Origin of the sequence: Nostoc sp. FACHB-133, from assembly GCF_014698055.1 — a bacterium.
Taxonomy (GTDB): domain Bacteria; phylum Cyanobacteriota; class Cyanobacteriia; order Cyanobacteriales; family Nostocaceae; genus Nostoc.
Map to the genome: position 1 here is coordinate 45,754 of NZ_JACJSH010000045.1, position 12,196 is coordinate 57,949.

12 protein-coding genes are annotated in these 12,196 nt (G+C 38.8%); 3 read left to right on the forward strand and 9 right to left on the reverse strand.

Going from position 1 to position 12,196, the window contains the following annotated elements:
* Positions 1-15 precede the first annotated feature (15 nt).
* Positions 16-477 carry a DUF7980 family protein gene (locus H6G86_RS27560; RefSeq protein WP_190936975.1) on the reverse strand — a complete coding sequence of 154 codons (462 nt, stop codon included), beginning with the start codon at positions 475-477 and terminating at the stop codon, positions 16-18.
* A 376-nt stretch (positions 478-853) separates the two neighbouring features.
* On the opposite strand from H6G86_RS27560, the gene H6G86_RS27565 reads away from it, so the two are divergent.
* On the forward strand, positions 854-1,126 hold the full coding sequence (locus H6G86_RS27565; RefSeq protein WP_242065002.1) for a hypothetical protein: 273 nt from the start codon (positions 854-856) through the stop codon (positions 1,124-1,126).
* Positions 1,127-1,314: 188 nt separating this feature from the next.
* On the opposite strand, the gene H6G86_RS27570 is transcribed toward H6G86_RS27565, so the two are convergent.
* Positions 1,315-2,073 (reverse strand): phosphatase PAP2 family protein, encoded by a 759-nt coding sequence (locus tag H6G86_RS27570; protein ID WP_190936977.1) that lies wholly within the window; start codon positions 2,071-2,073, stop codon positions 1,315-1,317.
* Positions 2,074-2,109: 36 nt separating this feature from the next.
* The gene (locus H6G86_RS27575) at positions 2,110-3,354 is read right to left on the reverse strand and encodes a hypothetical protein (RefSeq protein ID WP_190936978.1); all 1,245 of its coding nucleotides are present in this window, start codon (positions 3,352-3,354) and stop codon (positions 2,110-2,112) included.
* 211 nt (positions 3,355-3,565) lie between these two features.
* Here H6G86_RS27575 and H6G86_RS27580 point away from each other — a divergent pair, with 211 nt between their 5' ends.
* The gene (locus tag H6G86_RS27580) at positions 3,566-3,787 is read left to right on the forward strand and encodes a hypothetical protein (protein WP_242065003.1); all 222 of its coding nucleotides are present in this window, start codon (positions 3,566-3,568) and stop codon (positions 3,785-3,787) included.
* A 100-nt stretch (positions 3,788-3,887) separates the two neighbouring features.
* Here H6G86_RS27580 and H6G86_RS27585 read toward each other — a convergent pair whose 3' ends face one another.
* The 4 genes from H6G86_RS27585 to H6G86_RS27600 form a co-directional block, all read right to left on the reverse strand.
* Complete coding sequence (locus tag H6G86_RS27585) at positions 3,888-4,622, reverse strand: redoxin family protein (protein WP_190936979.1); 735 nt, start codon at positions 4,620-4,622, stop codon at positions 3,888-3,890.
* A gap of 76 nt (positions 4,623-4,698) precedes the next feature.
* Positions 4,699-5,628, reverse strand: coding sequence for an alpha/beta fold hydrolase (locus H6G86_RS27590; protein ID WP_190936980.1), 930 nt, complete (start codon positions 5,626-5,628; stop codon positions 4,699-4,701).
* A gap of 21 nt (positions 5,629-5,649) precedes the next feature.
* Entirely contained in the window at positions 5,650-6,471 is an 822-nt protein-coding gene (locus H6G86_RS27595; protein WP_190936981.1) for an SDR family oxidoreductase, read from the reverse strand.
* 133 nt (positions 6,472-6,604) lie between these two features.
* Positions 6,605-7,090, reverse strand: coding sequence for a glutathione peroxidase (locus H6G86_RS27600; RefSeq protein ID WP_190936982.1), 486 nt, complete (start codon positions 7,088-7,090; stop codon positions 6,605-6,607).
* Positions 7,091-8,281: 1,191 nt separating this feature from the next.
* Here H6G86_RS27600 and H6G86_RS27605 point away from each other — a divergent pair.
* Positions 8,282-8,737, forward strand: coding sequence for a DUF2141 domain-containing protein (locus H6G86_RS27605; protein WP_190936983.1), 456 nt, complete (start codon positions 8,282-8,284; stop codon positions 8,735-8,737).
* Positions 8,738-8,739: 2 nt separating this feature from the next.
* On the opposite strand, the gene H6G86_RS27610 is transcribed toward H6G86_RS27605, so the two are convergent.
* Together H6G86_RS27610 and H6G86_RS27615 are read right to left on the reverse strand one after the other, a co-directional pair.
* Positions 8,740-9,882: a peptidoglycan-binding protein gene (locus H6G86_RS27610; protein ID WP_190936984.1), complete on the reverse strand. Its 1,143-nt coding sequence runs from the start codon at positions 9,880-9,882 to the stop codon at positions 8,740-8,742.
* Between the two features lie 133 nt (positions 9,883-10,015).
* Positions 10,016-11,077: a DMT family transporter gene (locus tag H6G86_RS27615; RefSeq protein ID WP_190936985.1), complete on the reverse strand. Its 1,062-nt coding sequence runs from the start codon at positions 11,075-11,077 to the stop codon at positions 10,016-10,018.
* Positions 11,078-12,196 lie beyond the last annotated feature (1,119 nt).

Genomic DNA, 12,196 nt, shown 5'->3' on the forward strand with positions numbered 1-12,196 from the left:
ACGCAATCAACTAAATTAACCGTTGGCAAATAAAATTGGAGAATCGAGGATCTTCAACTGGATCAATAGTATAATCAAGAGAGTATAAGCTGTTGAAGAAATTAAACCCGTGAATAATTCTTTTTTGAGGTTATGCTCTTGAGGTTCTTTTTGAAAAATGTCCTTAGAACCAAATTGCATCAAGAGAATTCCCACAATATTAGAGAGCCAATATCCTATAATTGAACAAGGTAGAAGTAATTTTGGGGAAAGTAAACTACATATATACCCAAAACCATAAGCTATCGGCAGATTGAATAATAGGTCATTCCACCAACATAATGGTGACAATAAATATCCTAGTACCAGAAAAAATCCACCTCTGAGTTTTTTAAAAATGTCTTTTTTTAACTCTTCTGGAGTCGATTGTTGCAAATCCTCTAGGGCTTTGTCTCCTGTTACATTTAACTCTTGACTGACATTTTGGATGCTTTCCATAAAAACCCACTATTCCTATCGACTTAGTGTATTATAGTATGTAAACTAAACCCAAGTCTAGTATAGGAGTGAGAAAAATTTGGCTTTCTGATGCTGAAAGTTTTACAGATAAATAGTTTCAGCAAAATAGTAAAAAATAAAATTTCCGTTTAACTCAGATGTAAATTAATTTTTATGATTGCACATATAGCAGTCCTAAATCATGCGGGAGAATTTGAGATAATTGTAAAACCCTTGTCATCTCGCCGATACTTTGGGGGACGACGTTAGCCAGAGGGTGAATTCTCTTACAAATCATTTAGGATTGTTATAGTAAGGACACAAATTTAGACTAATAATAGCTACAATAAAAATATTGAGGTATCTTAATAGTCGTATGACAGATATAACTCCAAATAGCACATTTTTAATAGCAGGAATTGTTTTTGTAACGATTGCTATAATCGGGCAGTCTAAATTAGGTTTTATTGAAATTAATCCCGGTTGTTTTGGTAGACTTTTGGCTCTTTTTATCGGGATTTCAAGCCTATTATATGCTTTGGGGTTGCTCAATTTTTCAGGCGCAACTATTGACTTCTTGAGAACTTCTTTAACAGAACAAGTTAAACAGAGTATAAGTTCAATCAATGAGCTTTTGCAAGGATCGTAGTAGGCCTGGAAAATTATTTATGGTGTATTTAAATACCTTTTAGTTAAAAGTTTGTCTGAAAAAGGTTTAGTTGTGATTTAAGCACTCATTAATGTACTCCAGCTCTAAAAAAGGGGGAAAGCGGAATCAAATTCCCCCTTTTTAATGGGTATTTAAGAGGATGTAAAAGTCTTTTAGCAGATATAGCATCACTCCTCATTTATCAACTCTTTTTCTTCAGGCAGTAAGGTAGTTTCATTCTTGGGGAGTTCGCTATCTACGGTTTTGACTTTAGTTATATACGGTTTGATAATTAGACTGACACCAATTGTCCAACCTAATGTAACCATCCAACCTGCGAGAATGTCACTGGGAAAATGTACCCCTAGATAGAGACGACACCAGGCAATAGCTATTATGTATAGGCTGCCGAAGGTGAGAACCAACCAGCGCCAAGAGCTAGCCCAAGCTAAGGATAGCAAAATTGCTACCAGAGTTATACTCGTCATAGCATGACCACTGGGAAATGCAAAACTAGACTCAGGCGCAATGGACTGCCACAATTGTGGACGCACTCGATGCATTAATTCCTTGGCTGTGCGGTTGATAATCACACTTCCCAGTGAGACGGTGAGCAAATAAGCTAGCGATCGCCAGCGTTTTTGTAGTAGTAATATTAGTGCGATCGCACCCAAAATCGGTATCGCCATCCAAGGCAACCCAATGATAGCCAGCGTCACTGCTAAAACATCAAGCTGTGGGTTTGCTGTAGAATGAACTGCTAACAGAATCGGCACATCCCACGGGAAGCCTGCTTGATTTTCCCATATCTCCACTGTCAGAATTTCAAAGACCTGCAAAGGTAAATAAACTCCGATCAAGAGGAGTAAGAGCGATCGCCAACGAGCAATCAACAGATTTTTGAGAAAAGAAAGCGGTGACTGACTTTCCTTATTGGCTTTTTCCATAATCTAAGTTAAAAATACCGATTAACTACTCACTGATTACAAATTACTGGTGGAATTTTGAGAAGTTCCACAATGCTTACAGTACGACAAATGTTTATAAGTAAGATTATGACAGTTTTGGCATTCAATATATTGGTAATAGCTACAGTGCGGACAGTAAGTATCAATCTGTCGAATTTTCTTAGCGCAATTGACACAGCGTGATTTTTGGACTCTATTAGCTGCCTGAACTTTAGTATTAAAGACAACTTTTTGAAAAAACTGGATAATTCCAAAACCAATAATTGGAATCAGCAAAATATAAGCATAATTTATCAGAAAAACTAACCCACCAAAAAGGGTGCTGATGATATTAAAGAAAAATTGAAATATTGCACCTATTTGTAGAAATTCAAATACTTTAACAATTAGTGGAATAAAAAATATAACTAACAAATGCCAGCTAATTAGTGATACAAGTCCATATCCTCTTCTTTGAGCAAATTTGTTAACTGATAAGGCAATGATAATTAGAGGTAGTAAAAAAAGTGACTGAAAACCAAGCTGTATACTTGGATACCAGAATGATGCCTGCTGATAACCTTTGTCAACTTCTCGGAATTGATTGTCATCTTTCAGAAAGGCGATAAAACTAATGCTTTCTGGTTTGGCTAGCAATTCATTTTTAAGAGTAGAAATTTCTTGTTTAAGAAGAGAAATTTGGCGATTATTTTGTTCTAATGTCTGTTTAGCTTTTTCAGCACTAACTTGATTAATGGATTGTTGACGACCCTGACCTGCAATTTTTTCTAAGAGCGTTGAGTCATATTGGGCTTTGATAGTGCTATTGGCTTGTTCAAGTGTACTGATTTTCGTTTGTTTCTGATCAATAGTTTTGATGATTTGCTGCTTTTCAGGATTGTCAAGTTTATCCTTGTAACTGGCATATTGTAAACACGTTTGAGAAACCTTACCCAAATGTCCGGCTTCAGCTTTTTGATAGTTTTCCTGAAAACTGAGTTGATTATTCTGGTAAGCTGGCAATGAAAGTCTCACAATTTCATAGTCTTTATCTTTAGTGGTTTTTGCCCGATAATTTTGCCACTCTGAATAACATGGATAAGCCTCGGTCGGGCTGATATGCCATCTGCTAATATCATCCAGTCCCGCAAAAACATTTATCAAGATAAAAATATCAATTAAAATAATCACAATCAAACTCACTTTATTCAGTGGTTCGTTGTTGATTGTTCTTGATTTACTAAAAAATTGACTCAAAATTCGGCGGATTCTGGCAAACATATTAGTTGTGAATAAATGGAAATTCAATTCGAGTCAATTCTATATGAGAAGTAGTAATTAACTGAACAAAAATACATCTATTTATCTGAAGATTTATTAATTGATGATTTTCACGAAAATATCCAAAATATCACCGAGGCTATTTAGATAAATATTTTACATAATATAAGATGGTCAATACTTAATCTTAATAAGTATGGGATTGATTGCGGTGCTTCTGATCGTCGGCTTATCACTTGCCTTAATCAAACTGTGGTCATCTCAACCACGGAACAAGGTTTCTAAGCCATACTTCAGTGACCCGAAAAACAGAAAACTGCAAAAACGTTTACTTGTTTTACTTAACGATGATGCGACAACAGCCGAACGACTACTCAAACAGCAGCGCCAGGGCATCAAGGTCAATCGGATAAATGGTATTTGGAGAAAGTGATTTATGACTTGGAACGCGATCGCCGTTACTAAACCTCAAAACAGAAGAGCAATCTTTGAATCCGTTGTAGGGACGCACATCTGTACGCCCCTAGTAAAAACTATTTAGCAGCGAAGTAGGCTTCTAATGCCTCAGAACCACCAATTAATTTACCATCGATAAAGACTTGGGGAACTGTTGTCGCCCCTGTAACGGCTCGTAAAGAGCGTGTGGTGACATCCTTACCCAAAGTAATTTCTTCGTAGTTAATGCCATGTTCCTTGAGCATAGCTTTAGCACGGGCACAGAAGGGACAACCCACTTTTGCAAACAGAGAAACTACTTCGGGCTTTACTGCTTGGGGGTTGATGTATCTAAGCATTGTTTCAGCATCGGATACCTTAAAGGGATCTCCTGGCTCGTCTGGCTCAATAAACATTTGGTTAATGACACCATCTCTTACCAGCATCGAGTAGCGCCACGATCGCTTACCAAAACCCAAGTCTGATTTATCTACCAGCATTCCCATGCCTTCAGTAAATTCACCATTTCCGTCAGGAATTAGTGTAACATTTTCTGCTTCTTGATCTTTTGCCCATTCGTTCATGACAAAGGCATCATTAACAGAAATACAGATAATGTCATCGACACCATTTTCTTTGAAAATCCCAGCCAACTCGTTGTAACCAGGAAGATGAGTGGATGAACAAGTTGGAGTATAAGCACCTGGTAAGGAGAAGACGACCACTGTTTTATTAGCAAACAATTGATCGGTTGTCACATCCACCCACTGGTTGTCCTTACGAGTATGAAAAGTTACGTTAGGAACTCTTTGTCCTCGGCGATTCGTTACCATGTTCTTGCTTCCTCAAGTAATCAATTCCAGTCATAACCTAGCATGGGAGGACTAGTATAATGTAACTATCAATCAGCTAAGAGACTTCGTTAATAAATGGTGCGATCGCTGCTACAAATTCAGCAGTGGATTCATAAGGCAAAACATTACGCCCATTTATTTTTATACCTCTACTTTGAGGAAAACAGGCGAGGTAGTTAGCCAAGCGCTCGTCTGGCGTTTCTTTTCTATTATTTTGGCTAATACTCGATGCAGTTTCCCCTACAACCGCTAATGTTGGTTGCTGAATGGAGGCAATAAAATTAGTATAATCCTGCCGCCAAAATCCTGCTAAAAAAGAAAACACTGCATGACGACTAGCAGGATTTTCTGCACCTGCAACTAATGCATTCAACCACTCTGCATCTACAGCACTCTCAGAAGCAAATAGTTGGCGAGTTGAGAAAGAACGTAAAAACTTAGGAGTGCGTGCATAGCGATAAAAAGGAATCCCGAAAGGGGAATCTAACACATTCCAAAGAAATTTTTGCTGCCATTCTGGTGGTTTATTTGTCATCAAAGCCCACGTTGGAGGCCCAGAAAGTACAAGTCTGGAAATTAAGTTTGATTCCTTTTGGAGTAATGCGATCGCAACTGGTAATAATGCCCCTTGTACAACTACAATCACAGGTTGCTGTACTACTGTTTGTAAAAAGTACTGCAACTGTTCTGCCCAATCACTAGGAGTATAAGCCAGATGAGGCATATCACTTTGGCCACATCCTAGTAAATCAGGGTTGTAAATGGAATTACGCTGACCTGAATTATACCATTCACGACAAAATCGCTGCCAAAATTGCCGCGACAATCCGACACCAATAGGATGAATCAACAGTAAGGGAATACCCTCAGATGTTGTGTTGGTTGGTTGATGAACTTCGTAGGCACAACGATAATTCTGCCAAGTGTAAAACTGGCTAGGAGATGCTGTCAAATTAATTGTATTAGTCACAGCAGATGGTTGCATAATTCCTAGTTATAATACTTGCTAAAAAATCATCTGTGGATGAATTAACTGGTATCCAGCCTCTTTCAGCTTTTCATTCGATACCCAAGCATTATATGGGCGAGTACTCTTAATAGAAGTATCCCATATAACTTTGGGTAAATTATGTTTTTCAAATAGACTATCTAGCAAGTCTCGGCTAGTAAGATGTGCATCATCTACTAAATTATAAATCCCTTGCAAACGACGGTGACGGGCAAATTCTATCGCAGCAACAATATCATCCAGATGAATCCAATTTGTGATATCCTCGCCGCCGGGACGGTTTGTACCAGAATATCTCCTAAATATTTTCAAAAGTTCTCTACCGGGGCCATATATTCCTCCTAAGCGGAAGATACAAACGCGGAGATTTTCGCTAGATGCTGATAATAATATATCCTCTGTTTTTCGGAGAATTTGGGCATTTAAATTAGCGGGTGCAAGTGGTGTTTCCTCATCTACCCATACACCATTTCTGTCACCATATACTGCATAACTACCTGTATATATTAATTGTTTCACACTCTGAATTTGCTGCAAGCATAAAACTAAATTTTGGGCAGTTTTTAGATAAGTTTCTTCATAAAAATCTGCACCTTTTGCACCAACACTCAAAAGTACAACATCTTGATTATGCAAAACTGATTTTAGACTATCTAGGTCATTTCCGCAGGTAACGACAACTCTTTGGGCTACTGATTGTAGTGTAGAGACACGCTCAGAAGAAGTTGTGGTTGCAGTGACAAAAAAATTCATTGTTTGCTGCCAATATTGAGCAACTTGATAACCAACATAACCACAACCAATAATTGCAACATTCATGACAAATTAAACACAAATAAATTAAACTACTACTTGAGACACTATTCTCAAATTAAGGAACTGGGCGTAAATAAATTTAACCGTCCAGGGCTAACAGTCAATAGTACAAAAATTTTGATTTAGTGACTGATGACTATTTTGCTAGTTCTTTTTCAATTATGGCAATTATTTCTGGTGAATTGGGTTGCACACTACTATTAAATCTAGCTATCACTTCACCTTGTTTGTTAACTAAAAATTTTTCAAAATTCCAAGCAATAGTTCCTGTTGGCTCAATGGCTTTGGTAAGTCGCTCATAAAGTGGATGCTGCTGTGAGCCTTTTGCATGGACTTTATCGAATAGTTCAAAGGTAACACCATATTTACTTGTGCAGAATTGCACAATTTCTTCATTGCTTCCTGGTTCCTGCGCTCCAAAATCGTTACAGGGGAACCCCAAAATCTTTAATCCTGCTTCGCCATACTTCTGGTTCAACTTTTCTAACCCCTCATATTGAGAAGTATAACCGCAGTAGGAAGCCACATTCACAATTAAGAGTACCTTCCCGGTATACTCGTTTAATTGCTTATCCTTGCCGTTGATCGTCTTAACTGCAATGTCCGAAATTGTGTTGTTCATCTTGAATCTGATTTATAGGGAATATTGCCAAGTCTCCCATATTACAGGTACTGTAAACCCTCTTTTTTTAAGGAAATTAGGTTTATTAGCCTTGTTTCCTCCTACGGTTCTATTTAATTCAGGCTATAAGCTTGTATAAGAGTTTCGATAGATGTTTCCTCATTTGGTAGTTAATGAGCAAGGCTATGTCTAACGACAACCCAGAAGGTGGAGAGTCTTTGATCAGACATCTTGCAAAAGTAACAAATGCCAAGATGTTGGGGAAAGGTTAAAGGGTAAAGGGTAAGGGGAAATTTCATCCCTTTCCCCTTTACCCCTTCCCCTTTCCCCACTTCTGCAAGAAGTCTATTAACTAGCGCACCCAATCAATTAAGATAGCGATCGCCTGTGAGTTTACCTGAGTGATAAATCTTCTGTAAATAGCTCAACCAATCCAATATCTCAGGATCGGCTTGGAAATCTGCGTTGCTTTTAATACAAATATTTTCGCAGGGATGAATTATGAATTATGTTAACCTTGGTGTTGAGTTTATCTCTACAACCGTCACTTTTATCAACAAAATTTGATGGTGGAGGCTGCGGGCAACTTATCGCTTATTTTACCAGATGGTAGCTTCTAGATTACACCCAGTAGTCGGTTGAAAGGAGAATTACTATTCTTTAAGGTATAAAGTAACAAATAATTAAATTTTTGTATAAAAAATTAATTATATTCATAATTGTCATATCCTGAAATCGGAAATTACCTACCTATAAAGGATATAGATGCTTTATTTGTTTCATCACTAGCTATTTGCAATAAAAAAACCAAAAAATGTATTCTACAATACAGACAGTTTTTTGGTTTGAGTAAATAAAATCTCTTGTTTTTTCTCAGCGATCTCTGTGCCTCTGCGGTTTAAAAGTATTTTTTCTAACCACAGAGGCGCAGAGTACACAGAGTATAGAGCTTAAAGAGGAATCTATTTACCAAAATTTTTAAGCACCTTGAAAGGCTAGTCCTACTTTATTATTTTAGCGATCGCAACCAAAAATACTAATACCACTATCTCTCTTCTTTTCCCTTGCCTCTTTAGACAAATCTAGAGACGGAATATAGCAGGATGCTTGCGAGTATTGACCGAATAATGTCAGGATGAATCTGCCTGATCTGAATCAAAGTTAAAACTTATTTTACCTTGTAAAAATTTTATGGTTAAAGAATTGAGAGTTGGTATGCTGCTATTGGCAATTGTGGGAAATCTGGCATGGTCGTTGAGTGCCAAGGCAAATTTTAACGGTAAACTTACCCTAGAAATTGATGGCTTAAAGAATAAAGAAGGACAAGTCTGTACCAGTATATTTGCTAGTAGTGAAGGATTTCCTAGCGATCGCGATCGCGGCTTACAAAAGCAGTGTACCAAGATTAGTGACACTCCCTTATCCATTACCTTTGAGAACTTGAAAGCAGGTAATTATGCCGTTGCTGTCTTCCACGATCAAAATAATGACCGCATTCTCAACAGTAATGTTTTTGGTATACCAAAAGAAGGCTTTGGATTTTCCGGAAATCCAGAAATTCGCACAGGTGCGCCCAAATTTAGCGAAGCAGCATTTTTAGTAGCAGGCCCAAACACTAATATCCAAATTCAGTTGAAATATTTTTAGGCTTATTCTCGTACATCGTTGTGTGAATCTTCTGGTAAACCTTGTTGTTCCGGTAAGCCACGCATTCGATTCATCTGAGTTAAAGCATATCGTGCTGTTGCTTGCACTTCGGCATCTGGGTCTTCTAATGCATGGCGCAACATCTGACTCATTTGACCCATCATGTCATAAATGCGCGTCAAGTCTCGGATCGCATTTTGCCGTACTTGGGGACTTTCATCTTGCATTGAAATTGCTAAACCCCGGTTCATCGGTTTGAGTGTGCGGATACCAATTTCTGCCAAAGCTGCTAAAATCAAGCTGCTTTCTTGAGAATCAGCATCAATCATTAGATCAACCATTGGCTGAATCGCCCGCGAATCTCCCTGCTGACCCAAATCCCAAATAGCCTTGCGTCGCTTCGTTGGGTCAGAACTGCGTAAGTCTTGAATTAATTCGTCAACGATATTGAGTTTAGCAAGCCGGGAAGTTTTTTCTGGTATTAGTAATTGTGTGGGTAGCGGCGGCGTAGCTTTTTCTGGACTAGTTACAGTCTCTGGTGGGGGTGGTATCATCGTTTTTTTGTTAGCTTCACTCAATCTTTTAGTATCTGATATTTCGGACTTTTGCACTTGTTTAATCTGACGAAACCACCTCATCAGGTAAATAAGTGCGCCAATACTTCCTAAAACTCCGATGGCAAATATAAACCACCAGATGAAACCTTTCTCAGGTGGCTTGGGTTTTGCAGTCGGTTTGGGAGTTGGATTAGGAAAAGTGACTATTGGAGAGGTGACGGTCTGATTTTTGGCAACTAAAGCTGCTTGCAGCCTCCTCCTAGTTGTTAGACCAGCAAGTCCATCTACTTTTAAACCCTTTGCTTTCTGGAATTTAGCTACAGCGATTTCTGTACTAGCGTTGTACTGTCCATCTACCACGCCATTGTAGTATCCCAACTGTTTTAATTGGGTTTGTAATCTCTGCACATCTGATTTTTGACTACCATATCTCAATACAGCGGGACTAGCGGTAACTGTCGAACTAGCTTGTGCCAGTTCTAAAATTTCAGGCGCTAGGTTAGGTGTGGCTGTACTTGCACGATTTGGGTAAAAACCCACGCAAGAAAAACAGGTAAATATCAGAATTGAGGAACGGCATAGCCTCATATTGAAAGTTTCAGCCTGAACGTGCTTTTGAAGTCTTCGATACCACAATACCTTCTAGATGACAAAATGTTAACTGTCATTGGGCATTGGATGTTGTCTCTAATCACCCTCACCTATACTTAACGAGTTAGGGTTAAATTTCTGGTTCAGATTCTCTAACTGCTAGGCTTACAGGGTTCAATTTTTTAGCAGATGAATCTAAAACTGGTTGCTTTATATTAGCTATTTCGCCGACAGTAAGTGTGTCGTTTTGCGCTCCTAAAGCATCACGTTGGTTAATGAGATAGATGCTAATTAAAGTGAGGAAAACACCTACCCACTGCACCGGACTGAGGACTTCTGAGAGAAAGAGATTGCCGAATAATAGGGCAAAGACGGGTGTAAGGAAGGTAAGAGAACTAAGACTAGTGAGACTGCCACTAGAGGCAAAGTAGAAGAATAACCCGTAGGCGATCGCACTGCCAAAAACAGTAGCATAACTCAAAGCCACTAAATCAGATCCTCCCAGATTCTCCCACTGCTGAGATTCGACAACTGATGAAATTCCCCATAATGGTAATCCACCTAAAATCATGTGCCATCCCGTAGCGGTTACTGGGTCAGCATATCGGCACACAAACCGAATCAACACTGTTCCCACAGCCATTGATAAGGCTGCCAATAGCATCAACCACTCACCGCTAGCAAACAAGTCTTGCCAGTTGCCAATTGTGATATTTGCGCCTGAGTCGAGAATATGTAAAATCCACTCATCAGGTAAGCCAATTAAACTAATGCCTGTGACTCCCAAACCTAACCCCAGCCATCCCCAAAAACCAATGTGTTCTTGGAATAGCCACAACGACAGCAATGCTACTGCCAAGGGTTGCGAGTCAATCATTACAGACCCTAACCCTGCGCTGGTTCTGACTAATCCTTCAGCCAAAAAGCCTTGAAATAACGTCCCATCTATGAGGGCAAATAAGGCAATCCACAGCCATGCAGCCCAACCCTTGGGCTGGGGTTTACCCATGAATGCTGCTGCAATCAGAATTAACACCCCTGCTGGTATCAGGCGCACTCCCGCCATGAATAGCGGTGTGGTATGGGGTATCACTCCTTTCATGGCTACCATTGCCGTCCCCCATAGGAAAAAGGGCGCAATTAACAAGAGAGGGGCGAAGGGAAGTCGAGATGCACTGAGTTTCAGTTGCATGGGTTTGCTGATGCCTTTGTTTAACAAGCACAAAAATTGCTTTACCCAATTTTACCGAATTATGTAGTTTTGCGATCGCTTCTGGCGGGTGCTTTACAACATCGTGTAGCGTCTCAATGAACAGGGAAGAATACCAGGTGTAGCTTAGGTTACAGGTGGTTGAATATGTTTTTAATTAGACAGATAGCTTGAAAAAGCTTTATCAGTTAACAAACACAAATGCTTAAAATCAAGCAGATAGCACTGTTTGTATGTATAATACAGTTATATTATTGGTTCCAATGATGGGCTCAAAGAAGTAGCAATTTGCTTGAGATTTTAAATTCAGCCAGAGAATAATCGGAAGTTAATATATTTATTGCTCTGAAGTTTTTTACTATAAACAAATCGGTTAATTTAGGCTTGAGATAAATTAAGATATACTCCAATCTTCTAAATGTAAATTAGGCAATTTTTCAAAAAGTTCAGTATTTTCCTTTTTTTATATCTGTGTCGCGCACTCAGATAAGCAAAGGACTTGCTTCTCTACACCTGAAGCGGTTTAATGCAGAAAAACATGCAGTCTCAACTGCTTTCTTGAGATTTTATATTATAGAAGGATACCTAAGTTTTCCCGGCTTAGGTATCCAATAGCAACATAACCTATTAAATAGATTGTTGACTATATTCTAATTACTAATTTTAATTTTTAAATGCTTCTTAGGACACTTTATAAATTGCTCCTTAAGTAGGATGCCAAAATTAGAGATGAGGTTTACTTGAACTCTGAAACCATCTTTATCAAAATAGAATTCAGGAGACAGGAGTCAGAATTATGAATAAATTCTGACCGAACAAAGGGATGGCGTATCGTAAAGCCTGCAAATAAGCAAGCTACGCGGGGCATCTCGTAGAGAGTATCTTGATTCTGACTGCTGAATTCTTCTTTAACTGCAAAATCTTGTTTTGTAACAGGTGCGTTACACTGCGTTAACGCACCCTACTGGAGCGGCAAGGCTAAAATGTCGCAAAAAAATTGTAGCGACTGTCTTAAAAGTCAAGCGATCGTGAACAAAAAACCGGGACTGTGAACATTGACGCAACAGGGGAACGCTGCGCTAGATTCGGTGGTGGCTGGTA